Genomic DNA, 25809 nt, shown 5'->3' with positions numbered 1-25809 from the left:
GTCACCAGTTATAGCTCAGCGTCGCGCGCAGGCTGCGGCCGGCGCCATACCAGCAGCGATCACCCCAGCAGTCATAGATTTCCTTGTCCGCAAGATTGGCCAGGTTCAGGGCCAGTCGGTAGGCGCCGGTCTCGTAGCGCAGGGCCGCATCGAACACGGTGAAGGCCGGCAGCATGAAACGGCTGTTCGGCACGCCCAGCATTTCCATATCGGTGTTGGGACGCTCGCCGACATAGCGCGCCCCCAGGGCGACGCTGCTGCCTTTGAGCAGCGGCAGGCGGTAGTCCAGCCATAGTGAGCCGCTGTGCTTGGCGATGCCCTTGGGCGCGCGGCCCAGATTGCTGAACGGCAGAAGCTCGGCGCCCGGCGCGGCCTTGGTGTACTTGGGGTCCAGATAGGTGTAGGCGACCGTCGCGCCGAGTGCTCTTGGGGCGCCGAGGTCGAACTGCGTCCTGGCCTCAAGTTCGAAACCGCGCGAGCGGTATTCACCGGTCTGCACCTGGCCAAAGGGATGCTTGGCCTGGTCGGGGTCGGCCGTCAGCGTGTTGCGTTGGCGGATGTCGAAGACCGCGGCCGTGACCAAGCTGTCGCTGCCAAGCGGCTGGTACTTGAGGCCCAACTCAAACTGCTTGCCCGTGCGTGCATCAAAGGGCTCGCCATAGGCATTGGGGTCCAGCGTTGGCGTGAACGAGGTCGCGACGCTCAGATAGGGGCTCAGGCCGTTATCGAACAGGTAGTTGAGGCCGGCGCGGCCGGTCAGCTGGCTCTCATTCTTGGTGAGGGCTGTGTCAGGTGAGCGGCGTTCGCTGACCTTGTTGCGGCTGGCATCCCAGCGCAGGCCCAGGGTCACGGTCCAGCGCTGCGCGATCTTCAGCTGATCCTGCAGATAGAGACCCAACTGGCGGTTCTCTACCGTCTGATCGGCATCAGGGACGGCGGGCAATACCATGTTTGCGCCATAGACCGGGGCGAAGATGTCGATTGATGGGGCAGCACCGAAGTAGTTGCGTTCGTCAACCTTGCTATGGCGGTAGTCCAGGCCCAGCATACTGGTGTGCGCGAGGGCCTCCGTACCCCAGTTGGTAAGCAGCCGGGTATCTGCCGACAGCGACTTGTTGCCGCCGAAGGAGCCAAAGGCCGAGCGCTTCAGCGTGCGTTGCTTGGCATCATCGGCATCCAGACCCATGCCGTAGCCGCTTTGATAGTCCAGCCTGAGCTCGCGCCAGCGCAGGCTTTGCTGCAAGGCCCAATGCGGGTCAAAGCGATGTTCGACTTCATAGCCCAGCGCGCGCTGCTCTTTCTTGTAGAAGTCGAAACCCGGCTCGCCGCCATTGGTGCGGCGGGAGATCTTGCCGTTCGGGTTGGGCAGGGCAATGCCGGAGGCGGGCAGAAAGGCTTGTGTGCCGCCGCTTTGGCCGAGGTCGTCCTTTTGGTAGCTGGCCAGCAGGGTCAGCTGTGTTTGCGCGGAAGGATGCCAGCTCAGCGATGGGGCGATGAAGACGCGGTTGTCGCGCACAAATTCAACTTCGTTGGCACTCTTGCGCAGCAGGCCGGTCAGGCGGTAGCGCCAGGTCTTGTCTGCCCCGACCGGGCCGGACAGATCGGCCGCCAGTTGGCGCCGGTCGTGGTCGCCGAGCTGCAGCTGCAGCTCGCGGAAAGCATCGGCCAGCGGGCGCTTGGACACCATATTCAGCAAGCCGCCGGTTGACGAGGCCCCGTAAAGCATGGACGCCGGTCCCTTGAGCACCTCGACGCGCTCCAGGCCATAGGGCTCCAACAAGGCATTGCCGTAAGTGGACGAGGGCATTTGCAGCCCGTCGAGATAGCTGGACGCCCAGTCGAAGGGGAAGCCGCGCAAGCTGATCAGGTCTTCGCGGGCGTCGTAGGACACCGAGGGCGTGACCCCGGCTGTGTAGCCCACGGCCTCTTTCAGATTGGTGGCGGCGCGGGCCTCGATCTCGCCCGCCGCGATGACGGAGATGGACTGCGGTGTTTCCGTCAATGCCGTGTCGGTCTTGGTGCCGGTGGCGCTGCGCTTAGCCGTGAGGCCATTGACGGGGCCGGCGGCGGATTCACGGTCGGCGCGGGCGCGCACGAGGGGCAGGCTGCCGCCCTCCACGGGGTCGGCATGGGCGGTTGTGCTCAGCAGGCTTGACAGGGCGGCAGCGGAGCACGCGGCGCGCAGCCCGAGTGCGATGGGATGGGTGATTAGGTGTTGTGGATATGAGCTCATGGAGGTGGTACGAGGCTTTGTGTGTCTGGGCTTGAGTGCTGCCCAGGCGTTGGCGCATGGTGTTTGGGGCTGGCGTTTGGATCACGGCTTGCGTGTGGGTAGACGAAGGAGGCTTTGTTTTGTTCAGGCTGAACAAAACAAAGCCTCCTTCGTCTATGTCCCGGGCGCGCCGACATCTCGCCGCTTGCTTGCCAACCGATAGCCGAAAGTCACCGATGAATGAAAACAAACGATCTGCCGCTGTCCGGCTCTGGACCTGGCCTGTGCTGCTGGGCCTGCTCAGCGCCAGCGGCCTGCTGAGTGCGCTGGTCTCGGAGGGTTGGGGCGATGTCTGGTCTTGGTTCGCCCTGGGCCTGCCCGTGGCTGTGATGGCCGGTCTGGCCTTGCGCAAGACCTGAGCCCGTCGCCGACAACACGATTGAAAGAAGCCCCATGCTCAACACGCGCTCGCTGAAGATTTGCTCCTGGCTGCACAAATGGAGCAGCCTCATCTGCACGGTTTTCATGTTCCTGCTCTGTCTGACCGGCCTGCCGCTGATCTTTCATCACGAGATCGGCCATCTATTGGGCACCGAGGTCGATCCGCCGGCACTGAGCGCGGCGGAGCAGGGGCGGCCGGCGGCCAGCCTGGATCGCATCCTGGCGGCGGCCCAGGCTCGCCACCCGGAGCGGGTGATCCAGTTCGCCGCGCAGGATGAGGAGAATGACCGGCTATGGTCGGTCACCCTGACGCCCACGCCAGCGCCGACCGAGGATTACAAGATCGTCACCGTCGATGGGCACACGGCCGCCGTGCTGGCCCAACCGGCCGTCAACGAGGGCTTTATGTATGTGATGCTGAGGCTGCATGTGGATATGTTTGCGGGCCTGCCCGGCAAGCTGTTTCTGGGCCTGATGGGTTTGCTGCTGCTGGTCGCCATCGTGTCGGGCGTGCTGCTGTACGCCCCCTTCATGCGCCGCTTGCGCTTTGGTGAGGTGCGCCGAGGGCGCTCGACGCGTATCAAATGGCTGGACCTGCACAATCTGCTGGGCATCGTGACCCTGGTTTGGGCACTGGTTGTCGGCGCTACCGGCATGATCAATACCTGGGCCGATCTGCTGGTCAAGTATTGGCAGTACCAGCAACTCACCGGCTTGCTCGCTTCCTATCAGGGGCAGCCTGTTGTTCCGGTCGCCGACCGGGCCCCCGCGCAGCAAGCGTTGGAGGCCGCTCTGGCGCATGAACCCGGCAAGAAGCTGTCCTTCATTGCCTTCCCCGGCACGGCCTACTCCAGTGCACAGCACCTGACATTTTTGATGCATGGCAATACGCCGCTGACTTCGCGCCTGCTCCAACCCGTGCTGGTGGATGCACGCACGGCCGCGGTCACGGCCGCCCCCGAGCTGCCTTGGTATCTGAACGCACTGCTGATCTCTCAGCCCCTGCATTTTGGCGATTACGGTGGCATGCCGATGAAGGTGCTCTGGGCCTTGCTGGATATCGCCACCCTTATCGTGCTGGGCAGCGGCTTGTATCTGTGGTTCAAGCGTTACCGGCCAAGTTTGCGGACGGACGCGTCAATCGATGACGCGCAGAGCGCGGTGGTTCTGTAGCAGCTTGGCCGCTTCGCTGATCATGAAATTGACCAGCGCGGCCGACACGCCCAGCAACTTGCCAATATCGCGCTGGGTCAGGCCATCCAGGCGGTGCAGCACATAGGCTTGGCGCACGCGTTCGGGGAGTCTGTCCAGCAACTGCATGACCAGGGTCAGTTGTTGCCGGGCGATGGCGATTTGCTCTGGTGTGCCGGCGCCTGTGGCGACGTCATGGCCCTGTTCTTCGGCGACAAATAGCAGGCATTCCATGCGATGGCGGCGTTTGCGGTCGATGGCGAGATTGCGCACGATCTGATAGCAGTAGGCCAGCGGATGTTTGACTTCCAGCTTGAGCTCGCTGAGCTTGAGATAGGCCTCTTGTGCGATCTCCTCGGCCAGGGCGCGGTTCTCGATGACTTTTTGCGCCGCCAAACACAAGGCCACTCGATGTGTGACAAAGCAGGCGGTCACAGGCGAGTGTTCTTCGCTGGTAGTCATAGTATTGAATGCGATTGATAATGATTCTTATTATCTCACGCACTCGAAAGAGAATGGGTTCGATCAAATAACTTCAAAATTACTGGGATATATGGCCGGACAGGCCGGTTGCGGCGGGGTTTAGCCCTTGCTGCCGATCTCGGCCAACTGCTTGCGGGTGCGCGCCATGGCGCGCTCCAGCAGATAGGCGTTTTCGAAGGCACGCAGGCGCTTGGACTCGCACAGGCGCTTGAGCATGCGGGCCGTCATCGTGACCGTCTGCTGGTGTTTGCTGCCGTGAGTGAAGATGAAGAAGCTGCGGCCCGCGCTGACATGGGCCAGGCGCACCTTTTGCCAGCGCTCGCCGGTGTGCATCTGGTAGGAGAAGCCGAGGTGCAGATGCTCGATCAGCAACTCGCCGCTGCTGGGTTCGGGGGCTTCGCTGGCGGCCGGCAGGCCGCTGATGCTGATGTCGGCGGCCTGTAGCGGGGCTTCGGCCGACAGATCGATGTCCAGCTCGCCCTGCCAGTCCACACTGGCCTCCTGGATCAGGCCGAGCTGGCTGGCCTCGCTGCTGCTGAGGTCCAGGTCCAGATCAAGGCCGGGGGCGGGCAAGCCCAGGCTTTGTTCCTCCGGCGTGGCGACGGCAAAAATCCCGTCCAGCTGGCGGCTCAGCAGATTGGCCTCCAGAGCGCTGGGAGCCTGGCCTTTGAGGGATTCGGCATGGGCGGGCAGCAGTTCGCCGTAGAACTGCTTGCGCGCGGCGTCCGGCCAGGCGATCAGGTCCAGGCCTTCGGCCAGGGTGCTCATCAGGCCGGGCAATTGGCCCAGAAAGACCTGGCGCTGGGCGGTGCGGCCCTTGGGCTGCACGCTCATCACCAAGTCCCGGCCCAGCAGGCGGAAGCGCTGGACGCGTTCGGGCGGACCTTGCAGGTCACGGTCGGCGTGCATGATGGCCTGGCTCCAGATCTGGGCCAGGAAGTTGTGCAGAAAGTCCGGCATCTCGACCACCTGCAGGGCCGCGGCCAGTTGCTTGGCGTAGCGCTGTTGCAGGCGCAGGTCGAGCTCTTTGCGGGCCAGCTTTTCGGGCAGCTCGCCCTGCGACTGCAGGCTGGCGCTGATCTGCTCGGCGATGAAGTGCTCCAGCGCGTCCAGCTTGGCGGTGTAGAGCGGCATGTGCTCAAAGTCGCCGGCCACCAGCTCTTCGACCAGTTCCCGCACACGGCCCAGGAAGGCGCGGCCCGGGTCTTCGCTGAAGTCCTCGAAGGCGCAGGCCAGCGAGGCCATGCGGTTGACGAAGAGCCGCACCGGATGGCGGCGGGTGGAGAAGAAGCTGGGGTCGCCCAGGGCCGCGCGCAGGACCGGCAGCTGCAAGCGTGCCAGCAGGCGCGCCATCTGCGGCGGCACCTTGGGGTCGGACAGCACCTGGTCGAACAGGCTGCTGACGACATCGATGACCATATGGTCCAGGCGGCCGGTGGCAGCCTGGCGCAGCTCGTCCCGGTGCAACTGGATCAGATTGGCGGGCAGGCCGCCGGCCAGGCTATTGCCCTCCATCGGCCAGTGTGCGGGGTTCGCGGGGTTTGGGCTGGCGGCTCCGTCCGTCTCGCTTGGCAGGGTGCCGGGCATGCTGGGCAGGGTTTGGCTGACCTGGGCCAGGCGGCGTAGCAAGTCCATCAACTGCGGGTCGATCTGACCCGGCCTGCCTGCTGCTGTGCCGCCGCTGCTTCCGCCGCCGCCCATGCCTGAGCCTGTGCCGGGGTAGTTGCCGGTGCCTGCACTGGAAGATGCCCAGCCCGGCCCAGCGCCGCTGGCGCTCGCAGCCGCAAACGGCCCGGCCTCCGAGTGACTGAAGTCCGCGGGCTGGCCGCTGAGCGAATGCAGGGGGGAGGAGCGGGTGGAGGGCCCGCCACCGCCGGCCTCCACGCTGCGCACCCGCAAATCCTGCGGGCGCAGGCCCCGGCTGCGGAAGAGCGCGGCGATATCGGCATAGCAGGCCCGCATTTCCTGGGCCATGGCCCGGGTCAACTCATCAATCAGGATTTGCCGGATTTCGGCCTCTTCACTGACGGCATGCACGGCATTCAGCAGCGCCTGGCCCAGGGCTTCGGGGCGTAGCGGATGACGCTCGCCCAGTTGCAGGCTGGCGGCGTAGGACTCCACCTCGCGCAGTTCCCACTCACTTTGGTGGCCGATCGCCAGGCCGATGCGGTCGGCGGCCACCAGGGCGTCGACCTGCTCGTCGTCCATCAGGGAGAGCTCGGTCCATTCCTTGCGGGGGCTGGCGAGCGGGCTTTCTTGCCGGACCTCGCTGATCTGCTTGCGCAGGCTTTGGCTGAATGCTTGGGCGAACAGGCCTTGCTGTTTGCGGAACTGGAACTGGGCGGCGAGCAGCGCGTCGCGGCGTTTGATCATGCCGGCCGACAGGGCTGCCAGGCCCAGACCCTCGGCACAGCGTTCGGCCGCCTGTTCGACAGCCGTGCGAATGCGCTGGAGGGCGGCCTCCAAATGAGGGTTGAGGCGGGATTCGGAGGAATTCATGACGCGAAGGACCAAGGCTGTAGTGTTCTCGCTACAGTGTTTGTCCGAAGTATCGCGCCGAATTCATGCCGACACGGGCTTGTCGGGTGTTTCGCGGGCGGTGTTCGTGGCAACTAGCTAACACCTGCCGCTGTTGAAACTTTTGCTTACAGGCCTGGGGTGTTTGGGTCTGGGGTGCTCGGGGCCGCGCAAGCCCTTGGCGGCCTTGCGCGGGCCGTGTGCGGCTTCAGCGCTTGAGCGAGTCGCGGATTTCGCGCAGCAGCTGGATGTCTTCCGGGGTGGCGGGGGCTTCGGCGGGAGCGGCCGGTGCCTCTTCGCGCTTGAGGCGGTTGATCTGCTTGATCATCAGGAAAATGATGAAGGCCAGGATGATGAAATTGACCAGCACCGTCAGGAAGCTGCCATAGGCAAACATGGGCACACCGGCCTTGCTGAGGGCCTCATAAGTCATGGGCCCCTTGAAATCGGCAGGCGGGTTGGACAGCAGGATGAAGTAGTTCGAAAAGTCCAGGCCGCCAAAAATTTTGCCGACGATGGGCATGATGAGATCCTTGACGATCGAATCCACGATCTTGCCAAAGGCTCCGCCAATGATGACGCCGACGGCCAGATCGACCACATTGCCCTTGACGGCAAACTCTTTGAACTCGGAAAAGAAACTCATGGAAGACTCCAAAAAACAGTGGGCTAAACCCATATTTGTTGTTGAAAAGCAAGACTGTGTTTCTTGCCCCGGTGCATGATGAAGGGCGGATTGACAGCTTCGCCAGCGGTAAAACACTGATATTGTGGTGTGGATACCAGTGGGGCCCGGCCTGATAGGCTAGGGGGTCCTGCAGTCCGTTAGAATCCCGGGTTGCCCCCGATCAGAAGTCTCGTTTGAGGATACTCATGAGTGACCAGCAAGTGGACCACGGCAAGCGTACCTGGCTCATCGCCACAAGTTGCGCAGGCGCCGTTGGCGGTGTAGCCACCGCCGTACCTTTCGTCAGTACTTTCACGCCTTCTGAGCGCGCCAAGGCCGCCGGGGCACCGGTGGAGGTGGACATCAGCGGCATCAAGCCGGGTGAGAAATTGACCGTGGAATGGCGTGGCAAGCCGGTTTGGATCGTGCGGCGCACGCCCGAGCAACTGGCGGCATTGTCCAAGTTCGACAACGAGTTGGCAGATCCGAATTCGGCGCGCACGGCCTACCCGACGCCGGCTTACGCAAAGAATGCCGCGCGTTCGATCAAGCCCGAATTTCTGGTGGTCGTGGGCATTTGCTCGCATCTGGGCTGCTCGCCCAGCGATAAGTTCCAGATGGGTCCTCAGCCCTCGCTGCCGGATGACTGGCATGGCGGCTTCCTCTGCCCTTGCCATGGCTCGACATTCGATCTGGCGGGCCGCGTGTTCAAGAACAAGCCCGCGCCGGATAACCTCGAAGTGCCTCCCCATATGTATCTGTCCGACGCCAAGCTGCTGATTGGCGAAGACAAGGCGGCTTAAAACCCAGGCAGGCCAAGACTGGCCAAGGCAGGCCAAAACTGGCCAAAACAGGTTGAAGGACAGAGGTCAAAATGGCTGAATTCAAAGAAGCTCCCGCTGGCGCACCCATGGGCGACAAGCTCCTGACTTGGGTGGACAACCGCTTCCCGGCGAGCAAGCTCTTCAAAGAGCATATGTCGGAGTACTACGCTCCGAAAAATTTCAACTGGTGGTACATCTTCGGCTCGCTGGCCCTGCTGGTGCTGGTGATCCAGATCGTGACCGGCATCTTCCTGGTGATGCACTACAAGCCGGATGCGGCCCTGGCCTTCGCCTCGGTCGAGTACATCATGCGCGATGTGCCCTGGGGCTGGCTGATCCGCTATATGCATTCGACGGGTGCTTCGGCCTTCTTCGTCGTCGTGTACCTGCATATGTTCCGCGGTCTGCTCTATGGCTCCTACCGCAAGCCGCGCGAGTTGGTCTGGATCTTCGGTTGTGGCATCTTCCTGTGCCTGATGGCCGAGGCCTTCATGGGCTATCTGCTGCCCTGGGGCCAGATGTCCTACTGGGGCGCCCAGGTGATCGTGAATCTGTTTGCCGCCGTGCCCTTTGTGGGCAACGACCTGGCCCTGCTGATTCGCGGTGACTTCGTCGTTGGCGACGCGACCCTGAACCGTTTCTTCAGCTTCCACGTCATCGCCGTGCCCCTGGTGCTGCTGGGTCTGGTGGTGGCACACATCATCGCGCTGCACGAAGTGGGCTCGAACAACCCGGATGGTGTCGAGATCAAGGGCCCCAAGGCGCCCAAGGACGCGAACGGTCATCCGCTGGATGGCGTGCCTTTCCATCCCTATTACTCGGTGCACGATATCTACGGCGTCTGCCTGTTCCTGATGGTGTTCACCGGCATCATCTTCTTCGCGCCTGAGTTGGGTGGCTACTTCCTGGAGTACAACAACTTCATCCCGGCCGATCCGCTGAAGACGCCGGCCCACATCGCCCCGGTCTGGTATTTCACGCCCTTCTATTCGATGCTGCGCGCCACCACCGACACCATGGTCAATGTGCTGGTGGGCATCATCGGCCTGTCGGCCTTGCTGGCGGTGATCAAGGGCAGCTTCACTGCCAAGGCCAAGCTGGCCGTGCTGGTGATCGCCGCTGTGGCCTGCTTCCTGCTCAAGGTCTTCGATGCCAAGTTCTGGGGCGTGGTGGTGATGGGCGGTGCGGTCGTGATCCTGTTCTTCCTGCCCTGGCTGGATCACAGCCCGGTCAAGTCCATCCGTTACCGTCCGGGCTGGCATGGCTATGTCTACGCCGTGTTCGTGGTGTTCTTCCTGGTGCTGGGCTATCTGGGCATTCAGCCGCCGACCGATCTGGGCACCCTGGTGTCGCAAATCGGCACGATCTTCTACTTTGGCTTCTTCCTCCTGATGCCTTGGTGGAGCAAGCTGGGGCAGTTCAAACAAGTGCCCGATCGTGTGACCTTCCACGCCCACTGAAAAGCAACGGAGTCCAAAGAATGAAGAAACTCATCGCTACGCTGCTGACCTGCTTTGGCCTGGTCTCTGGCGCCCTGGCGTCTGGCGGCGGCATCCAGTGGGACAAGTTCCCCAAGGAAAAGATGCAGGATGTGGCGGCGCTGCAAAACGGTGCCAAGCTGTTCGTCAATTACTGCCTGAACTGCCACTCGGCGGCCTATAACCGTTACAACCGTCTGCGTGATCTGGGCCTGAGCGAAGCGCAGATCAAGAGCAATCTGATGTTTGCCGCCGACAAGGTGGGCGACCAGATGAAGATCACCATGGACCCCAAACAGGCCAAGGACTGGTTCGGTGCGACCCCGCCCGACCTGACCGTGATTGCCCGTTCGCGCGCCGATGGTTCCAAGGGTTCGGGGGCTGATTTCCTCTACACCTATATGCGGACTTTCTACCGCGACGACAGCAAGGCCACGGGATGGAATAATCTGGCCTTCCCCAGCGTTGCGATGCCGCATGTGCTGTGGGAGTTGCAAGGCCAGCGCGCGGCCAGGTTCGAGGAAGTGAAAGATCCGCACGACCACAGCAAGACCGTGCACGAATTCAAGGGCTTCGAGCAATTGACGCCCGGCCAGTTGGATGCCCATCAATACGACAGTGCTGTTGGTGATCTGGTAGCCTATCTGCAGTGGATGGGCGAGCCGGCCCAGGCCCAGCGCTTCCGCCTCGGTGTGGTCGTGCTGATGTTCTTGGCTGTGCTGACCTTGTTTGCCTGGCGTTTGAATGCCGCGTACTGGAAAGACGTGAAGTAAAGCTGGGGGCCTCGATCTGGTGCGATTTGCACCAGGCTTCGGGCCACAAAGCGCAGTGGATTGCTCTCGCAGCGACCCACTGCGTTTGCCTTTTGTGCGGATCCTCTCTGCTGGACCGCGAATTTTTCTACCTGACCTCTCGGAGCCTGCCGCCATGATGGTGCTTTATTCTGGAACCACCTGCCCTTACTCGCATCGCTGCCGCTTCGTGCTGTTTGAAAAGGGCATGGACTTCGAAATCCGCGACGTTGACCTGTTCGCCAAGCCCGAAGACATCGCCTTGATGAACCCCTACAACGAGGTGCCCATCCTCGTTGAACGCGACCTGATCCTGTATGAGTCGCACATCATCAATGAGTACATCGATGAGCGCTTTCCGCATCCCCAGCTGATGCCCGGCGACCCGGTGGCTCGCGCCCGCGTGCGTCTGTTCCTGCTGAACTTCGAAAAGGAGTTGTTCGCCCACGTCAATGTGCTGGAAGGCCGCAGCCAAGCCGTCAAGGCCGCTGACAAGCAGTTGGAAAAGGCGCGCGCCCAGATTCGCGACCGCCTGACTCAGCTCGCCCCCATCTTCCTGAAGAACAAATACATGTTGGGCGACGATTTCTCCATGCTGGACGTGGCGATTGCGCCGCTGCTGTGGCGCCTCGACTATTACGGCATCGACCTGTCCAAGAACGCGCTGCCCCTGCTGAAGTATGCCGAGCGCATCTTCTCGCGTCCGGCCTATATCGAAGCGCTGACGCCGTCCGAAAAGGTCATGCGCAAGTAAAGCCCGCCTCATGGATCAAAGCAGCGACAAAGGCGCAGGGGCAAACGGGGCGAGCAGCTCGACGCGGCCGTACCTGATTCGCGCCCTGCACGACTGGTGCACCGACAACGGCTTCACGCCCTATATCGCGGTGCATGTGGACAAGTTCGTGCAGGTGCCGATGGAGTACGTCAGCAATAAGGAGATTGTTCTCAACGTCGGCTTCGAAGCGACCAGCAGCCTGGACCTCGGCAACGAGTTCATTCAGTTCAAGGCGCGCTTCGGCGGCACGGCCCGCGAGATCATCGTGCCGGTCGATCATGTGGTGGCCATCTATGCGCGTGAGAACGGGCAGGGCATGGCTTTTCCGCCGCCCGACAGCACGGCTGCCAATGCGCAAGGCGGTAGCAACTCCATCGGTGTCGCCGGTGCCAGCCTGGCGCCGGCAAGCGAAGCGGCGCAGCCGCCCGTTTCGGCGCCTGCGCAGGCCAAGCCCGGTCTGCGCCTGGCTCCGATTCCGGCCAGCAAGGCGGATGTGGATGTGCCCAAGCCCGAGCTGGGGGCGGCCGGCAGCACCGAGCCTGTGGGTGGTGATGCGCCTGACGATGGCGACGACGAACCTAACGGCCCCGCTCCCGGTGCAGGCCGTCCCGCACTAAAACGCGTCAAATGAATTTGAGGGGCGGAAAATGCCCCTATAATTCTCAGCTTGTGCCGGCTTAGCTCAGTTGGTAGAGCAACCGCCTTGTAAGCGGTAGGTCATCAGTTCGAATCCGATAGCCGGCACCAGAATCAAGCGACGGTCGTTGTGAAAGCCCTGACGGGTAATCACAGCGGCCGTTTTGCTTTTCAACGCGGCTTCGTCGCGGCCCGCTGGCCTTCAGAGGCCTTGCTGCTGAACCTTCACCCTTACCTTGGCGGGCACCATGCCCATCTCGGCCAGCATGGCCTCCAGGCGCGGCTGCAGATGGCGCAGCTTGGCGGCGATGGCTGCATTCGCCGCCAGCAAGGTCCAGCCGTCTTCGTCCACCGGCCCAGGCTTGACGAAGCGCGTGAGCGCGCCGGGCAGGGCGGGTTTGATGATGTCCATTCGCCGGTTCGACTCGCGCAGCAAAATGCCCAGTCTGGCCAGGCCTTCATGCTGAGCCAAGGCATTGGCAATCGGCATCGGGTCGGGCACTTGTCGCCCGCCTTGCGAGGCGGGCGAAGAGCGAGGTCTGAAGCTGGGGCGCATGGTGGGCAGTGTAGTCCGCGTTGTTGGCTGCGGGCCAGGCGCGGAGACTGTCTATCGTTCCTGGCTTGCTGCAGAAAACTGCGCCAGACCCGGATGCTAAACTGCCAAGGTTTTGCACCTCGGTGGAATTGGCAAGCCAAGGCTGGCGGCGCTAGGACGCAAAAGCTGCGCAGCAGCTATTGCATAGCATCACGGTCGGCCCCATATGAGCCCGGCGTCCAGAAGACAGACCATTTAGAAAACAAAATCGGACCTCCTGCCCGGCATCGGCGATGCCGGCGACGAGGATCTCAGCGAGGGGTGGCGCGTGACCACAAGCATCCGCCGTCCCCGTCCATTGATACAACCATCACGCTGCATGTTGCCCAAGCTTCTCACCCAGATATTCGGTAGCCGTAACGAGCGCCTGCTAAAAGGCTATCGCCGTGTTGTTCAGCAAATCAACGCGATGGAGCCTCAGTACGAGCAGCTCGACGACGCCGCCCTGCGGGCCAAGACCGATGAGTTCAAGGCCCGCGTCGCCAAGGGCGAGTCGCTGGATGCGCTGTTGCCCGAGGCCTTTGCCGTGGTCCGCGAGGCCGGCAAGCGTGTCTTCAAGATGCGCCACTTCGATGTGCAGCTGATCGGCGGCATGGTCTTGCACGATGGCAAGATCCCCGAGATGGGCACGGGCGAGGGCAAGACCCTGACCGCCACCCTGCCGGTCTACCTGAATGCCTTGACGGGCAAGGGCGTGCATCTGGTGACGGTCAACGACTACCTGGTGCAGCGCGACGCGGAGTGGATGTCCAAGCTCTACAACTTCCTCGGCCTGACGGTGGGTGTGAACCTGCCGCAGATGCCGCGCGAGCAAAAGCAGGCGGCCTACGCCGCCGACGTGACCTACGGCACCAACAACGAATACGGCTTCGACTACCTGCGTGACAATATGGTCCACGAGGTGCGCGACCGTGTGCAGCGCCCGCTGGCCTATGCCATCGTGGACGAGGTGGACTCCATCCTGATCGACGAGGCGCGCACGCCGCTGATCATCTCCGGCCAGGCCGACGACCAGACCGATGTCTATCTGGCCATCAACCAGGTCGCGCCGAAGCTGAAGAAGCAGATCGGCGAGCTCGACATTCGCACCGGTGAAGGCGTCATCGAGCCGGGCGACTTCACTGTCGATGAAAAATCGCACCAGATCTATCTGACCGAAGACGGCCACGACAACGCCGAGCGCCTGCTGGCCGAGGCCGGCCTGCTGGCCGAAGGCGCCAGCCTCTACGACGCCGCCAACATCACCCTGATGCACCATCTGTACGCCGCCCTGCGCGCGCACCATGTGTATCACCGGGATCAGCACTATGTGGTGCAGAACGGCGAAGTCACCATCGTCGATGAATTCACCGGCCGCCTGATGACCGGCCGGCGCTGGAGCGATGGCTTGCACCAGGCCGTCGAAGCCAAGGAAGGCGTGGCGGTGCAGAGCGAGAACCAGACCCTGGCCTCCATCACTTTCCAGAACTACTTCCGCATGTACGGCAAGCTGGCCGGCATGACCGGCACGGCCGATACCGAGGCCTATGAGTTTCAGGAGATTTATGGCCTGGAGACCGTGGTCATCCCGCCTAACCGCCCGCGTCAGCGCAAGGACGAGCAGGATCTGGTCTACAAGACCAATAAGGAAAAATTCGATGCCGTCACGGCCGACATTCGCAGCTGCCACGAGCGTGGCCAGCCGGTGCTGGTGGGTACGACCTCGATCGAGAACTCCGAGCTGATCTCGGCCCTGCTCACCAAGGCCAAACTGCCGCATGCGGTGTTGAACGCCAAGCAGCACGCCAAGGAAGCGGAGATCGTGGCCCAGGCGGGGCGTCCGGGTGTGATCACCATCGCCACCAATATGGCCGGTCGGGGTACCGACATCGTGCTGGGCGGCAATGTCGAGAACCAGATCAAGGTGTTGGAGGCCGACGCCGCCATCCCCGAGGCCGAGAAGGCCGCGCGTATCCAGAAGCTGAAGGACGAATGGCAAGGCCTGCACGACGCCGTCAAGGCCGCTGGCGGCCTGCGCATCATCGCCACCGAGCGGCATGAGAGCCGCCGCATCGATAACCAGTTACGTGGCCGTGCAGGCCGCCAGGGCGATCCGGGTGCCTCGCGCTTCTATCTGTCGCTGGACGACCAGTTGATGCGCATCTTCGCCGGTGACCGCGTGCGCGCCATCATGGACCGCCTGAAGATGCCCGAGGGCGAGGCGATCGAGGCAGGTATCGTCAGCCGCTCCATCGAGAGCGCGCAGCGCAAGGTCGAGGCCCGCAACTTCGACATCCGCAAGCAATTGCTGGAGTACGACGACGTCTCCAACGATCAGCGCAAGGTGATTTACGAGCAGCGCAACGACATCCTCGAGGCCGAGAGCCTGATTGAGCAAATTGGCAATCTGCGTGCCAGCACCATGAATGATGTGGTGCGGACCTTTGTGCCGGTCGAGAGCCTGGAAGAGCAATGGGATCTGGTCGGCCTGGAGCGCGTGCTCAAGGACGAATGGCAGTTGGACGTGCCCCTGCAGGCCTTGGTGGAGAAGAGCAACTCCATCACCGATGAAGAGATCGTGGAAGAGGTGGTCAAGGCCGCCAATGCTGCCTTCGCCGAAAAGATCGAACGGGTCGGCATCGAGCAGTTCACACCCTTTATGCGCATGGTCTTGCTGCAAAGCATTGACCAGCACTGGCGCGAGCATCTGGCGGCGCTGGACTATCTGCGTCAGGGCATCCATCTGCGCGGCTACGCTCAGAAGAACCCCAAGCAGGAGTACAAGCGCGAGGCCTTCGAGTTGTTCTCGCAGATGCTGGACGTGGTGAAGATGGAAGTCACCCGCACCTTGATGAATGTGCGCATCCAGTCGCAGGAAGAAGCAACCCGTGCCGCCGAGGCCATCGAGCAACGCGCCGAAGCCGTCAGCAATGTGACCTACACCCATCCCAATGAGGATGGCTCGGTGTCGCAGGAGGCTGCGCCCGAGAGCCAGGCTGCGCAGTTTGGCCATGTGGGCCGCAACGATCCCTGCCCCTGCGGCAGCGGCAAGAAGTACAAGGTTTGCCACGGCAAGCTGGCCTGATCGCCCCAGCCTGGCCTAGGCCAGAGAAGAATCCAAAGCCGCCCGGTGCAAGCCGGGCGGCTTTGTCATTTCTGGCAGTGTCCTACCGCGCCAGATCGACGGTGCGATCCGCAGGGAGAACTCGTGCGTATTCCACGCCTATCGCCCAAGTCTGCCGGGTGTGCGGGGCGAATGTCCGGTCTGATCCTCTAGCATTCCAAGCAAGCAATTTGGGCTCGACGTCATTCGAAAACCACCGGCGAGGATTGCTTTCAAAACACAGGGAATGTGAAGCCATGAGAAACAAAAAAACCATGTACGCCGCAGTGGCGAGCTTGTTGCTGACGGCTCTTGGCCAAGCCGTGGCAGGGCCGATCTTGCTGAGCGCCAGTGCGCCGGCCCAGTTCGGCAAGGACAACATCAAATTCACGGCGCAGACGCAAGACAGTTACAGCCTGCGCCTGGCGCAGGCCGGTATGGTCTCCGGAAGTCTGCAGACCTTGGGCATGGGGGCAGCCTTGCCCTCCATCGACATCTCCAGCGCCTATCTGCTCAAGTCTGACGGTGTGACGCGGGTTGACTTCACCGAGTCTAGGGCGGGCAACTGGAGCAATGGTTTGAATTGGGTGGAGCAGTGGAACTTGGCTCCCGTCAACCTGAGTGCCGGAGACTGGACGCTGATCGTGGTGGAACAAGGTTGGGGTAGCAAGCACTACAGCGCCTACCAGGGGGGGTTGAGCCTGGTCCCCAGCAGCAATACCGTTCCCGAGCCTCAGATGGCCGTGCTGAGCCTGACCGCTCTGGCGGCCATGGGTCTGGTGCTGCGCAAGCGCCGCAAGGCCTGAGCGTTCGTTTCCATGCAATTGGCATTACGCCATCAAGACTGCGGAATTTGGGAGAGTCCATCCATGAAAAATACGACGATGACAACAATCGCCGGCCTTTTGCTGGCTGGGGTGGCGGCCGTGGGCAATGCTCAGGCGGCTCAAAGCCTGGACATCAAGTTCGTCCGGGAGGACGCGGACGTCCTGGCGATGAGTACCAGCGATACGCAGGATTACAGCACCGGCCGGCTGCACTATGTGGATCGCGAGGGCCGCAGCTTCATCGCCTATTGCGTGGAGTTGCAGCAAGAGTTCGCGCCCAATTTCCTGGGCTTTCAGACCTATACGCCGGGCAGCTTCAGCGGCAGCCAGGCGGCCGCTTTGCAGGGCTTGTTTTCGACCAGCTACGCCGGCCTGAACAATGCCTTCCAGCAGGCGGCTTTCCAAACCGCGGTGTGGGAGATCACTCATGAAAGCACCGGCACACCCCTCAGCGTGGCGGCTCATCAGGGTTCATTCTTCTTTACCGGCCTGAGTGCTCCGTTGAGCCAGGGCGGCAGCCTGGCGCAGGATGATGCAGCCTTTGTGAGCCAGGTGCACAGCTATCTGAATGCTGCCGTCAATTACCAAGGTGCGGACCTCTACACCATCAGCCGCCTGAGCAACGCTAACTTCCAGGACCTGGTGGTGGCCACGGCGGTGCCGGAGCCGACCAGCCTGGCCATGTTGCTGGGGGGCTTGGCCGCGCTCGGCTTTGTTGCCCGTCGCCGTAACGCTGCTTGAGGCGCGGCCAGCGAAGTCTCGCTGGCGCAATTGGCAAAGGCCTCTCGAGAGAGAGGCCTTTGTCGTTTCCGCGGCCCTGCTCTTGGGCTTTGGGCTGCACAAATGCAAGGCGCCGACAAGGCAGAGCTCTTGTCGGCGCCAGGGAGGGAGACGCTGGAACTCAGCACCTCCTCGTCTTGCATCAGCCCAGCTTGCGGCGGCGGGCGATGAAGCTCACGGCGGCCAGACCGGCCAACATCAAGGCATAGGTCTCGGGTTCGGGCACGGGCGAGGTGGGCACATAGGGCCTGAAGGTTTCATAGCCCAGTTCCAGCTTGCCGTTGGCGCCAGCGCTCAGCGAGTTGGCGATCAAAGTGCCTTCCAGATGACCGGAACCCAGCACATCGGCGTTGACGGCCAGCACGCTGCCATTCAGAAAGGTGCTGACATTGACCGAGCTCGCATTGCTGAGGTTGAACACCACGCGGTCGCGGAAGCTGGCCAGGCCATCGATCGACGCGCCGAGGTTGCCGCCCAGATCGCCCGAGAACACCACATTGCTCAGGGTGCTATTGATCACGATGTGAGCGCCGGCCTTGATATTGCTCAGCGAGATATTCTTCAGCTCGGTGTTACCCAGATTGAAGACCTGGATGTCGGAAGCGCCGTCGCCCATCAGTTGCACGCCGCTACTGCCGCTGATCCAGCTGCCGACTTGGCTTGCCGAGGCCAGTTGGGTCGACAAATTGCTCAGCTGCGTCTTGGCCGCGGCGAAGTCGATGTAGTTGGCGTTCTTGGTCGCTGTGGCGTACTGCCAGTTCGCCGCGGTCAGGCTGCCGCCGTAGACCAGATTGCCTGCGGCCAGCTTGTGCTCGCCAATCCATGGTGCGGTGCTGGGGCCGATGGTCTTGTTGGTGTTGGTGCTGTAGGTCGGGCCGTTGTAGATCGAACCGGCACTGCCCCATTGGCTGGTGAGGGATACATTGCCCGCGACGACCAAGGAGGGTGCGGTGCTGCCGTAGGGGTTGCGGTAGCCGACGTCGAATCCGCTGGTCAGATTGCCGCCGACGGCCAGGCGGCCTTCTACGTCGGCTGCGGCGTTGACGTTGGAGAAAAAGAAGCCGCTGTACTGGCTGGCTGGACCAAAGTCCAGCACCGGCAATGCTTGCGCAGCCGAGGCCAGGCAGAACAAGGCTGCGGCAGATACCAATTTGATTCCACTCGCGCGCTTGGAGGATTTTCTATTCATCAAAAGCTTCCCTGTGTCTTGGTGTACAGAATGAACGACAGGAGACTTCCCTGACGTCTCCCTTCATTCTAGGGAGGTGAGCGCGGGTTCTTCGTTCTCCTTCAAATTGGTATCTTATTGGTTCGTGCGGTTTGCACGAATCCCCTGTATAGATGGCTTGAACTCACTTTGTGCGATGGTGAGATGGCTCGGTGCGAGCCGCGTCGTGGGTTTATTTGGTCAGGATCAGCTTGCCCAAGGCCGTCAGGCGCAGGCGATACAGGCTGCCGCCATGTTCGATTTCCATCTCGCGGGCACCGTTCAGCAACTGCTCGCTATTGAAGCGCGGCAAGGTGGCTTGCTCGTGCTTGTGCGAGCTTGCGGGGGCCAAGGAGGCGTGGCTTGAGGCGCTGGGGCGACAGGCTTGTTGCACGGTTTGCTGACTCGTCGAGTAGGGCGAACGAGCCTGAGCAAGCGAGGCCTTGGGCGGCGCATCGAGCTCGGAGGGGTAGGGAGTCGAGGCGGCGGTTGGGTTGAATTGAGCATCCATTTTTGAATTCTAAATGAGAATCATTGCTAATAACAAATTTAATGTCGATGAGCGCAAGGGCTTGCATGAGAACGCTTCGCATGCAAAGTGAAAAAGAGGGCATTTGCTGGGAGTGGCTCGCGCCTCCAGCCACAATCGGCACCAAGCATCTGTCCAAACAAACAAAGAGGAGCCTGCCATGAAGGGTGACGCCAAGGTCATTGAGTATCTGAATGCCCAGCTGAAGAATGAGCTGACGGCCATCAACCAATATTTCTTGCACTACCGCATGCTGAAGAACTGGGGCTTTGAGCGCCTGGCCAAGCATGAGTACGAGGAGTCCATCGAGGAGATGAAGCATGCCGACAAGCTGATGGATCGCATCCTGATGCTGGAAGGCCTGCCCAATCTGCAGGATCTGGGCAAGCTGTATATCGGTGAGTCCGCGGTCGAGGTCCTGCACTGTGATCTGAAGATCGAGGTCGGCTCGCATCCGCTGTTGAAGGAAGCAATCGCCTACTGCGAAACCGTGCGCGACTACGTGTCCCGTGAGGTGCTGGAAGAAATCTTGTCCGACACCGAGGAGCACATCGACCATCTGGAAACCCAGATCGAGCTGGTGGCCCAGTTGGGTGAGCAGAACTGGCTGCAGACCCAGATGGGCGGCGCCGCATCCTGATTCAGCGGTGATGTGGTTCTTGGCGTTTGCCAAGACCATAGATATTGAGAGGGATTCGCATTTGCGTTAGTATTCGGGCCATCGCACCTTGGTGCAGCCCGATCAAACCGCTGGCGATTCCCCGATGATTGTTTGCCTCTGCCATCGCGTCTCCGACCGCGACATCCGCCGCAGCGTGGAGTCCGGCGTTCGCAATTTTGATCTTCTGCAAGATGAAACCCGGGTGGCCTCGGCCTGTGCCTGCTGCCTGGATTGCGCCCGCGAGGTGTTTGATGAGGCCTTGATGAAGGCCGGTTGCGCTGGTCGCTGCGGCGGTGCCTGCGCGACTTCTTGCGGCAAGACCTGCGCCGGTGCCGCCGCCGCCGTGCTGGTGCCGGTCCAGGCGGTAGCCGCCGATGCTTTGCGGGCCTAGGCCTTAGGCTCGCAGCCGTTCCAACTGCTGAACGATCTGGGCAAAGGAGGGTCGCTGCGCGGCTTGTTCCGCCAGGCAGGCCCTCAGCAAGACCTGTAGCGGCGCCAGCATGGTCGCATCGCTGAGGCAGCGTTCCAGCAACTCTTCCAGCAAGTAGGCAAAGGCGCGCACCTCGATGGCTTGCAGCGCTTGCGCCAGCTCCCGGTCACCGCGCTCGAAGAATGTGGCCGCACCGAAATCCCCCAGCAAGGCCTTGCCTTGGCCGTTGTGCAAGATGTTGTGGCCGTAGAGGTCGCCGTGCAGCAGGCCTCGGCTGTGCAGATGCCGGGCCGCCGAGGCGATGCCGCTGGCCAGGCGCAGCAGGGCGGGCAGCTCGAAGCGCCGCTCGGCGTCGTACACATCGCGGGTGCAGGATTGCAGGCTGGGTGGGCCGGCCAGGCTTTGGAAATCGTTGTCCACCAAGCGCATCAGCAAGCCCATGGCTTGTTTGGGGTGTTCGACCAGGCGGGCCTGCACCGGGATCAGATGTGGATGGCTGCCGGCCTGGACGGCGGCGGCCATTTCGCTGCTGGGCAGGCCGTCGCTGGTGACCTCGCCCTTGAAGAGCTTCAGGGCCAGGGCCTCGCCCGCCTGGGGTTCGCCCAATTGGGCGCGATAGATGAAGCCGGATGCACCTTCACCTAACTGCTGGCCCAGCCGGATACGCGGCCAGGCAATGGTGGGCAGAGGGCTTTGCTCAAGGGCTTGCCGCTCGGCCGCCAGATTCATGGGGTTGCCGCCAAACGCCAGCCAGCTGAGGCGGGGCAGGGTGAGCAGCCAGCCAGGCAGCTCGTTGAACCGATTGGCCGAGATGCGCAGCAGCTCCAGCCCTGTGCAGGCGGCCATGCTGGCGGGCAGGGTGCGTAGGCGATTGCCCGCCAGGGCCAGCTTTTGCAGGCGCATGCATTGGCCCAGCGTCGCGGGCAGGGTTTCGATCTGGTTGTCGGTCAAGATCAACCAGCGCAGCTGCGGCGGAATGGCCTCGGCCGGCACGCGGCAGATCTGGTTGCTCTTGAAACCCACCATCTCCAGCGCTGCGCAAGCGCCCAGCACGGCGGGCAGCTCGGTGAAGCGATTGCCGGAGCAGAACAGGATGCGCAGGCGCTTCAGGCGGTGCAGGTCCTCGGGCAGGCGGGACAGGGCGTTGCCGGACAGATCCAGCACCTCAAGCGTGTCCTCCAACTCGAAGATCTCGGGTGGGAACTCGCTCAGCCCACAGGCCAGCTTCAGATGCTTGGTGCCTAACAACTGACCTGTACGCAATTGCTCCAGAGTGTTCATGCTTGCTGAGCGGAAAAAGAAAAAGCCCCGATGCGGTGTGGCATCAGGGCTTTTAATGGCTCCTCGACCTGGGCTCGAACCAGGGACCTACGGATTAACAGTCCGGCGCTCTACCGACTGAGCTATCGAGGAATTGATCGGTACAAATTTCGGCCTATTCGAAAAAAAAAAGAATAGGCTTACATAAATAGCGAAAGCCGCTGACTCTTGCGAATCAGCGGCTTCCTGAGCTATCAGTTGGCTCCTCGACCTGGGCTCGAACCAGGGACCTACGGATTAACAGTCCGGCGCTCTACCGACTGAGCTATCGAGGAACTGAGCCTTGCATTGTAGTACAGATTTTGAGAGCTTTACAAGCTAATTTCAAAACTTGTTCGCCAAGTGCGAGGCGCAAGGGGATAGAGGTAAGCATGGTCGAACTGGAAGGGTGATTCCTTCCAGGCGCGACGATTGGCGAGATTGTCCACGCCCACGCGCCAGGTTAGCAGCGTTTTGCCCAGCAATTGTTCGTAACGCGCACCGGCGTCGATGCGGGTCCAGCCCGGGATGTTGACGCTGTTGTCGGGCAGCACGGCGCGCGGGCCCTCGTAGACCAGGCCCAGCTGCAGTTGCAGGCCGGGCAGGGCGGCCAGGCTCTGGCGGGCCTGCAGGCGCAGATTGTTCTCGGGCACGTTGGCCGGGCGCAGGCCGTTGAGCGAGGCATCGGCGCTGCCCTCGCGGCGGGCCTTGAGCTTCATGGCGCTGGCCAGCAGACCGCCGCCGCTCCATTTCAGATCGGCCTGGGCCTCAAAGCCCTGGTGATGCGCCGTGCCGTCGGCGCGGCGCTCGCAGCTGCCGGGTTTGCTGTCCTTGCACAGGCCGATGTCGCGCCAGCTGGGGCGCTGCACATCAAACCAGTTCAGGGACCAGTCCACCGTATTGCTGCCCGCCTTCAGGCCCACTTCCAACTGCTTGCTCTTCAGGGCCGGCAGGGCCTGGCCGGCCGTGTCGCCGTAGCGCTTGCGATTGGGTGTGACTTCGCTCTCCACCCCTTCGCCCCAGCTGGCATAAGCCATCAGCTGTGCGTTGATGTTGTAGCCCAGGCCCAGCCAGGGTGTGGTGAAGGCCTGCGAGTAGCCGGTGGGGCGTGAGCCATCGGTGCGCACGCTGTCGCGCTGCAAGCGGGTGTGGCGCAGGCCGGCCCAGAGCTGCCAATCGCTGCCCAGCTGCACGCTGTCGCGCAGATAGAACTCGCTGCTGCGTTCATCGCGATTGGTGTTCTCGTCGGTGAGGCTGGGGTCGGAAGGCAGTTGCGCCGTACCCTGAATATTGCCGACGCCCACCAAGTTGTAGGCCTGGCGCTGGAAGCGGCTGCTGAAGCGGCTGAACAAGACCCCGCTATGGATCCGATGAGCGAAGCCTGCGGTATTGAACCTGCCGCTGAGATTCAGATCCAGGGCATCACTATTGCGGCGCTCGTTTTCGCTGCGGAAGTCCCAGACCGAGAAGGTGCCCGCGGCGCTGTAGCGGTCGCAGGTGGAGCCGCAGTCGTAAGTGTCCGGGTCGTACAGGCCATAGGCATAGGCCAGGCGATCATCGGTCTTCAGGCGCTGCACGCCCAGATGGGCCTGGGCCGTCCAGTCGGCGTTCAGTTTTTGCGTCAGGCGCAGCGAGGCATGCTGGTTGTTGAACACCACGGGCTGTGTCCAGCTCTGATTGTTCAGATTGATGCGTGGATCGATCTGGCTTGCATCGGGCAGCTTGTCGCCTAGCAGGCTGAAGCCGGGCTGGCTGGGCTGGCTTTGGCGATTCCATTCCAGCTCGGCCTCCAGCAAGGTGCTGGGCGACACGCGCCAATCGCCCGCCAAGGCGAAGAGCTGGCGATTGCCGTCCGCGTCGCGGAGCAGGGGCTTGAGCTGGGCCGCACTGGCATTGAGCCGCAGGCCGAAGGCTTGGGATTCGCCGAAGCGGCGGCTCAGGTCGACCGAGCCCTCCACCGTGCCGCGCTCGCTGACGCTCAGGCCCAGCACCGTCAGGTCCTTGGCCGTGGGGCGCTTGACCAGCAGATTCACCAGACCTCCGGGCGAGCTGGTGCCGGCCTGGATGCCGCTGCTGCCCTTGAGCACTTCCAGGCCCGATTTATTGCCCAGACTCAGCGCCGTCTCGGCATTGATGGGCAGGCCCTCGCGGCGGTAGTTGAAGCGGTTGTCCAGATCAAAGCCGCGGATCTTCAGATAGGACACATAGCCGTCGGCGTTGTAGGCATCGCTCAGCGAGGCATCCAGGGCGGTGATGCCGGCCAGATTGCTCAGGCCCAGGTCCTGCAGGCGCTCGGCGTTCAGGACGCTGGCCTGCATGGGCAGCTTGGCGAGGGGGGTCTCGCCAAAACCGCCGACGCTGACGGGCGTGTCGGCGCTGCGGCCGGTCACGGTGACGGTGGGCAGGGCGGATTGAGCCAGGGCGGCCGCCGAGCAGCTCAGCAGAGCGGCTGCGGCAATGAAGGAGTGGGGGATTTTTGGGTATGCCATCGGGACTTCAAGCGATGGCAGGGGGCAAGCGAGATGCGGGGTGCAGCCCCCGTTCCCAATGAACGAGGCCTGGACACGGGCCGCATGCGAGCTGGCTTCCCTGCGCGAGGATTAACTCGGGCCACAAAGGCAAGCCTATGTGGCCTGACGGCGGAATGCCGTCAATCAGGTTCAAAGGGACTGTCTCAGCCGGCTCATGCGATGAGCCAGCACCCCTAGCGAAGAAACGCAAGCAGCCGCGAAGCCGCTTGCGATGTGGCATTGTAGCCAGGCCATGAAAAAAGCCCGCTGGGCAGCGGGCTTTCTTGGCCGGGGCGCGGGGCGCCTGCGGGGTGCTCAGTCAAATACGGGAGATTCCACGCCCAGCACCTTGTGCAGCTTGGGGCTGGTGGTGGTGTACTGCAGATGCACACGCTTGTCCGGGAAGATATAGGGCGCGGCAGCGAAGGCGGCCAGGGCGCATTCGTGGAAGCCGGACAGGATCAGCTTCTTCTTGCCGGGATAGGTGTTCACATCGCCCACGGCAAAGATGCCGGGCACGCTGGTCTCGAACTTCTCGGTGTCGACGACGATCTGCTTGCGCTCCAGGGCCAGGCCCCATTCGGCGATCGGGCCCAGCTTGGGGCTAAGGCCGAAGAACACCAGCACCTGGTCGCAAGGCACGACGCGGGTCACGCCGTCACCGCCGGTGACCTTGAGCGCGTTCAGCACGCCATCGGCCTCGACGATGTCGCTGACCTGGCCGACCACGAACTGCATCTCGTAGGCATCGCAGAGCTCGCGCATCTTGGCCACGCTGGCCGGGGCGGCACGGAAGCCGTCGCGACGGTGCAGCAGGATCACGCTCTCGGCCTTGTTGGCGCCGCCGTCTTCGTTGCCGGCGCAGAAGTTCAGCGCCCAGTCCAGGGCCGAGTCGCCGCCGCCGACGATGACCAGGTTCTTGCCGGCAAACTGCTCGGGCTTGCGCACGCGGTAGTGCAGCTGCGAGCCTTCGAACTTGTCGATGCCGTCGACCTTCAGGGTACGGGGCTGGAAGCTACCCACGCCGCCGGCGATGAAGATGGTCTTGGTCAGGAATTCGGTGCCCTTGGAGGTGGCGACGAAGAAGCGGCCATCGGGCTGCTTCAACACCGTCGTCACTTCCTGGCCCAGATGGAAGGTCGCGCCAAAGGGCTCGATCTGTTTGAGCAGGTTGTCGGTCAGCTCCTTGCCGGTGCAGATGGGCACGGCCGGGATGTCGTAGATGGGCTTGTCGGGATAGAGCTCAATGCATTGGCCGCCGGGGTAGGCCAGCGAGTCGATGATGTGGGCCTTGATTTCGAGCAAGCCCAGCTCAAACACCTGGAACAGGCCGACCGGACCGGCCCCGACGATGACGGCATCGGTCTCGATTGCGTTGGGGCCTGGGGTGGGAATGTCGGCGGCCATCAGGGCGGTCTCTGCGTTCAATTGAAGTTCCATTGGGTTGGTCCCGGCAAGCTGCCGGGAGAATTAGCGGATCAGTTCGGACAGCTTGTCCGTGCGATCCTTCCAGTCCTCAGCGTCGGGCATCGAGGCCTTGCGCTTGGTGATGCTGGGCCACTTCTGGGCCAGCTCGGCATTCAGTTTGATCATGTGCTGCATATTGCCGGGCACATCTTCTTCGGGGACGATGGCGTTGACCGGGCACTCGGGGATGCAGACGGCGCAGTCGATGCATTCGTCCGGGTCGATGGCGAGGAAGTTCTGGCCTTCGCGGAAGCAGTCCACCGGGCAGACATCGACGCAGTCGGTGTACTTGCAGCGGATGCAGGATTCGAGGACGACGTGGGTCATAGATCAGCTCGTTTTTGAAAGAATGCGGGAATGTGGCGGCTGCGATCCCTGGCGCTGGTGAAGGGCCAAGCCTTGAAGGC

General features: G+C 62.4%; 23 protein-coding genes and 3 tRNA genes. 13 read left to right on the top strand and 13 right to left on the bottom strand.

The window, feature by feature from the left end; translation table 11 throughout:
* Position 1: 1 nt before the first annotated feature.
* Positions 2–2233 (bottom strand): TonB-dependent siderophore receptor, encoded by a 2232-nt coding sequence (locus tag HNP55_RS04275; RefSeq protein ID WP_184296451.1) that lies wholly within the window; start codon positions 2231–2233, stop codon positions 2–4.
* Positions 2234–2448: 215 nt separating this feature from the next.
* Here HNP55_RS04275 and HNP55_RS04270 point away from each other — a divergent pair, with 215 nt between their 5' ends.
* Positions 2449–2631: a hypothetical protein gene (locus HNP55_RS04270; RefSeq protein WP_184296449.1), complete on the top strand. Its 183-nt coding sequence runs from the start codon at positions 2449–2451 to the stop codon at positions 2629–2631.
* A 34-nt stretch (positions 2632–2665) separates the two neighbouring features.
* The gene (locus tag HNP55_RS04265) at positions 2666–3826 is read left to right on the top strand and encodes a PepSY-associated TM helix domain-containing protein (protein WP_184296447.1); all 1161 of its coding nucleotides are present in this window, start codon (positions 2666–2668) and stop codon (positions 3824–3826) included.
* Here HNP55_RS04265 and HNP55_RS04260 read toward each other — a convergent pair.
* The 3 genes from HNP55_RS04260 to mscL form a co-directional block, all read right to left on the bottom strand.
* Positions 3791–4306 (bottom strand): sigma-70 family RNA polymerase sigma factor, encoded by a 516-nt coding sequence (locus HNP55_RS04260; protein ID WP_184296445.1) that lies wholly within the window; start codon positions 4304–4306, stop codon positions 3791–3793. The genes HNP55_RS04265 and HNP55_RS04260 overlap by 36 nt on opposite strands.
* A 120-nt stretch (positions 4307–4426) precedes the next feature.
* Entirely contained in the window at positions 4427–6826 is a 2400-nt protein-coding gene (locus HNP55_RS04255; RefSeq protein WP_184296443.1) for a DUF1631 family protein, read from the bottom strand.
* Positions 6827–7052: 226 nt separating this feature from the next.
* The gene (gene mscL, locus HNP55_RS04250) at positions 7053–7490 is read right to left on the bottom strand and encodes a large conductance mechanosensitive channel protein MscL (RefSeq protein ID WP_184296441.1); all 438 of its coding nucleotides are present in this window, start codon (positions 7488–7490) and stop codon (positions 7053–7055) included.
* 227 nt (positions 7491–7717) lie between these two features.
* Between mscL and petA the strand changes: the two genes are divergently transcribed.
* The 6 genes from petA (at position 7718) to HNP55_RS04220 (ending at position 12126) form a co-directional block, all read left to right on the top strand.
* Entirely contained in the window at positions 7718–8314 is a 597-nt protein-coding gene (gene petA, locus HNP55_RS04245) for a ubiquinol-cytochrome c reductase iron-sulfur subunit (protein ID WP_124447127.1), read from the top strand.
* 71 nt (positions 8315–8385) lie between these two features.
* A complete protein-coding gene (locus HNP55_RS04240) occupies positions 8386–9795 on the top strand; it encodes a cytochrome b (protein WP_184296439.1) in 1410 nt (469 codons plus the stop codon).
* A 20-nt stretch (positions 9796–9815) separates the two neighbouring features.
* On the top strand, positions 9816–10586 hold the full coding sequence (locus HNP55_RS04235) for a cytochrome c1 (protein WP_184296437.1): 771 nt from the start codon (positions 9816–9818) through the stop codon (positions 10584–10586).
* Positions 10587–10740: 154 nt separating this feature from the next.
* Complete coding sequence (locus HNP55_RS04230) at positions 10741–11358, top strand: glutathione S-transferase N-terminal domain-containing protein (protein WP_124447121.1); 618 nt, start codon at positions 10741–10743, stop codon at positions 11356–11358.
* Positions 11359–11368: 10 nt separating this feature from the next.
* Complete coding sequence (locus HNP55_RS04225; RefSeq protein ID WP_184296435.1) at positions 11369–12010, top strand: ClpXP protease specificity-enhancing factor; 642 nt, start codon at positions 11369–11371, stop codon at positions 12008–12010.
* A 40-nt stretch (positions 12011–12050) separates the two neighbouring features.
* Positions 12051–12126: transfer RNA gene (locus HNP55_RS04220), tRNA-Thr, on the top strand.
* Positions 12127–12217: 91 nt separating this feature from the next.
* Here the strand turns inward: HNP55_RS04220 and HNP55_RS04215 are convergent.
* The gene (locus HNP55_RS04215; protein ID WP_246448130.1) at positions 12218–12571 is read right to left on the bottom strand and encodes a hypothetical protein; all 354 of its coding nucleotides are present in this window, start codon (positions 12569–12571) and stop codon (positions 12218–12220) included.
* 358 nt (positions 12572–12929) lie between these two features.
* Here HNP55_RS04215 and secA point away from each other — a divergent pair, with 358 nt between their 5' ends.
* The 3 genes from secA (at position 12930) to HNP55_RS04200 (ending at position 17260) form a co-directional block, all read left to right on the top strand.
* Positions 12930–15674 carry a preprotein translocase subunit SecA gene (gene secA, locus HNP55_RS04210; protein WP_184296430.1) on the top strand — a complete coding sequence of 915 codons (2745 nt, stop codon included), beginning with the start codon at positions 12930–12932 and terminating at the stop codon, positions 15672–15674.
* Positions 15675–15949: 275 nt separating this feature from the next.
* Positions 15950–16498, top strand: coding sequence for a hypothetical protein (locus HNP55_RS04205; RefSeq protein ID WP_184296428.1), 549 nt, complete (start codon positions 15950–15952; stop codon positions 16496–16498).
* 63 nt (positions 16499–16561) lie between these two features.
* Positions 16562–17260: a PEP-CTERM sorting domain-containing protein gene (locus HNP55_RS04200; protein ID WP_246448129.1), complete on the top strand. Its 699-nt coding sequence runs from the start codon at positions 16562–16564 to the stop codon at positions 17258–17260.
* Positions 17261–17441: 181 nt separating this feature from the next.
* On the opposite strand, the gene HNP55_RS04195 is transcribed toward HNP55_RS04200, so the two are convergent.
* Positions 17442–18449: a choice-of-anchor A family protein gene (locus tag HNP55_RS04195; RefSeq protein ID WP_184296426.1), complete on the bottom strand. Its 1008-nt coding sequence runs from the start codon at positions 18447–18449 to the stop codon at positions 17442–17444.
* 250 nt (positions 18450–18699) lie between these two features.
* Positions 18700–19017 carry a hemin uptake protein HemP gene (hemP, locus tag HNP55_RS04190; RefSeq protein ID WP_184296424.1) on the bottom strand — a complete coding sequence of 106 codons (318 nt, stop codon included), beginning with the start codon at positions 19015–19017 and terminating at the stop codon, positions 18700–18702.
* A gap of 178 nt (positions 19018–19195) precedes the next feature.
* On the opposite strand from hemP, the gene bfr reads away from it, so the two are divergent.
* Both bfr and HNP55_RS04180 read left to right on the top strand, forming a co-directional pair.
* Entirely contained in the window at positions 19196–19675 is a 480-nt protein-coding gene (gene bfr / locus HNP55_RS04185) for a bacterioferritin (RefSeq protein WP_184296422.1), read from the top strand.
* A 124-nt stretch (positions 19676–19799) separates the two neighbouring features.
* Positions 19800–20087: a bacterioferritin-associated ferredoxin gene (locus HNP55_RS04180; RefSeq protein ID WP_184296420.1), complete on the top strand. Its 288-nt coding sequence runs from the start codon at positions 19800–19802 to the stop codon at positions 20085–20087.
* Positions 20088–20090: 3 nt separating this feature from the next.
* Here HNP55_RS04180 and HNP55_RS04175 read toward each other — a convergent pair whose 3' ends face one another.
* The 6 genes from HNP55_RS04175 to fdxA all read right to left on the bottom strand — a co-directional run bounded on the left by HNP55_RS04175 (position 20091) and on the right by fdxA (position 25729).
* Positions 20091–21407 (bottom strand): leucine-rich repeat-containing protein kinase family protein, encoded by a 1317-nt coding sequence (locus HNP55_RS04175; RefSeq protein ID WP_184296418.1) that lies wholly within the window; start codon positions 21405–21407, stop codon positions 20091–20093.
* Between the two features lie 56 nt (positions 21408–21463).
* Positions 21464–21539 (bottom strand) — tRNA-Asn (locus HNP55_RS04170).
* Positions 21540–21645: 106 nt separating this feature from the next.
* Positions 21646–21721: transfer RNA gene (locus HNP55_RS04165), tRNA-Asn, on the bottom strand.
* A 36-nt stretch (positions 21722–21757) separates the two neighbouring features.
* Positions 21758–23914 (bottom strand): TonB-dependent siderophore receptor, encoded by a 2157-nt coding sequence (locus tag HNP55_RS04160; RefSeq protein ID WP_184296416.1) that lies wholly within the window; start codon positions 23912–23914, stop codon positions 21758–21760.
* A gap of 336 nt (positions 23915–24250) precedes the next feature.
* Entirely contained in the window at positions 24251–25375 is a 1125-nt protein-coding gene (locus tag HNP55_RS04155) for an NAD(P)/FAD-dependent oxidoreductase (RefSeq protein ID WP_409993723.1), read from the bottom strand.
* 30 nt (positions 25376–25405) lie between these two features.
* Positions 25406–25729 carry a ferredoxin FdxA gene (gene fdxA, locus HNP55_RS04150; RefSeq protein WP_184296414.1) on the bottom strand — a complete coding sequence of 108 codons (324 nt, stop codon included), beginning with the start codon at positions 25727–25729 and terminating at the stop codon, positions 25406–25408.
* Positions 25730–25809: the final 80 nt, after the last annotated feature.

The sequence above is a fragment of the Roseateles oligotrophus genome, from assembly GCF_014204525.1.
Classification (GTDB): domain Bacteria; phylum Pseudomonadota; class Gammaproteobacteria; order Burkholderiales; family Burkholderiaceae_C; genus Paucibacter_A; species Paucibacter_A oligotrophus_A.
This window is presented reverse-complemented; position numbering and strand designations above follow the sequence as displayed.

Bases quoted from the DNA above. Each gene is read 5' to 3' on its own strand.
- HNP55_RS04265 (WP_184296447.1), top strand. From the start codon at position 2,666: ATGCTCAACACGCGCTCGCTGAAGATTTGCTCCTGGCTGCACAAATGG.
- HNP55_RS04275 (WP_184296451.1), bottom strand. From the start codon at position 2,233: ATGAGCTCATATCCACAACACCTAATCACCCATCCCATCGCACTCGGG.
- HNP55_RS04230 (WP_124447121.1), top strand. From the start codon at position 10,741: ATGATGGTGCTTTATTCTGGAACCACCTGCCCTTACTCGCATCGCTGC.
- HNP55_RS04235 (WP_184296437.1), top strand. From the start codon at position 9,816: ATGAAGAAACTCATCGCTACGCTGCTGACCTGCTTTGGCCTGGTCTCT.
- mscL (WP_184296441.1), bottom strand. From the start codon at position 7,490: ATGAGTTTCTTTTCCGAGTTCAAAGAGTTTGCCGTCAAGGGCAATGTG.
- HNP55_RS04155 (WP_409993723.1), bottom strand. From the start codon at position 25,375: ATGGAACTTCAATTGAACGCAGAGACCGCCCTGATGGCCGCCGACATT.
- HNP55_RS04255 (WP_184296443.1), bottom strand. From the start codon at position 6,826: ATGAATTCCTCCGAATCCCGCCTCAACCCTCATTTGGAGGCCGCCCTC.
- HNP55_RS04180 (WP_184296420.1), top strand. From the start codon at position 19,800: ATGATTGTTTGCCTCTGCCATCGCGTCTCCGACCGCGACATCCGCCGC.
- secA (WP_184296430.1), top strand. From the start codon at position 12,930: ATGTTGCCCAAGCTTCTCACCCAGATATTCGGTAGCCGTAACGAGCGC.
- HNP55_RS04160 (WP_184296416.1), bottom strand. From the start codon at position 23,914: ATGGCATACCCAAAAATCCCCCACTCCTTCATTGCCGCAGCCGCTCTG.
- HNP55_RS04225 (WP_184296435.1), top strand. From the start codon at position 11,369: ATGGATCAAAGCAGCGACAAAGGCGCAGGGGCAAACGGGGCGAGCAGC.
- HNP55_RS04260 (WP_184296445.1), bottom strand. From the start codon at position 4,306: ATGACTACCAGCGAAGAACACTCGCCTGTGACCGCCTGCTTTGTCACA.
- HNP55_RS04240 (WP_184296439.1), top strand. From the start codon at position 8,386: ATGGCTGAATTCAAAGAAGCTCCCGCTGGCGCACCCATGGGCGACAAG.
- hemP (WP_184296424.1), bottom strand. From the start codon at position 19,017: ATGGATGCTCAATTCAACCCAACCGCCGCCTCGACTCCCTACCCCTCC.
- HNP55_RS04200 (WP_246448129.1), top strand. From the start codon at position 16,562: ATGAAAAATACGACGATGACAACAATCGCCGGCCTTTTGCTGGCTGGG.
- fdxA (WP_184296414.1), bottom strand. From the start codon at position 25,729: ATGACCCACGTCGTCCTCGAATCCTGCATCCGCTGCAAGTACACCGAC.
- HNP55_RS04215 (WP_246448130.1), bottom strand. From the start codon at position 12,571: ATGCGCCCCAGCTTCAGACCTCGCTCTTCGCCCGCCTCGCAAGGCGGG.
- HNP55_RS04205 (WP_184296428.1), top strand. From the start codon at position 15,950: ATGAGAAACAAAAAAACCATGTACGCCGCAGTGGCGAGCTTGTTGCTG.
- bfr (WP_184296422.1), top strand. From the start codon at position 19,196: ATGAAGGGTGACGCCAAGGTCATTGAGTATCTGAATGCCCAGCTGAAG.
- HNP55_RS04175 (WP_184296418.1), bottom strand. From the start codon at position 21,407: ATGAACACTCTGGAGCAATTGCGTACAGGTCAGTTGTTAGGCACCAAG.
- HNP55_RS04270 (WP_184296449.1), top strand. From the start codon at position 2,449: ATGAATGAAAACAAACGATCTGCCGCTGTCCGGCTCTGGACCTGGCCT.
- petA (WP_124447127.1), top strand. From the start codon at position 7,718: ATGAGTGACCAGCAAGTGGACCACGGCAAGCGTACCTGGCTCATCGCC.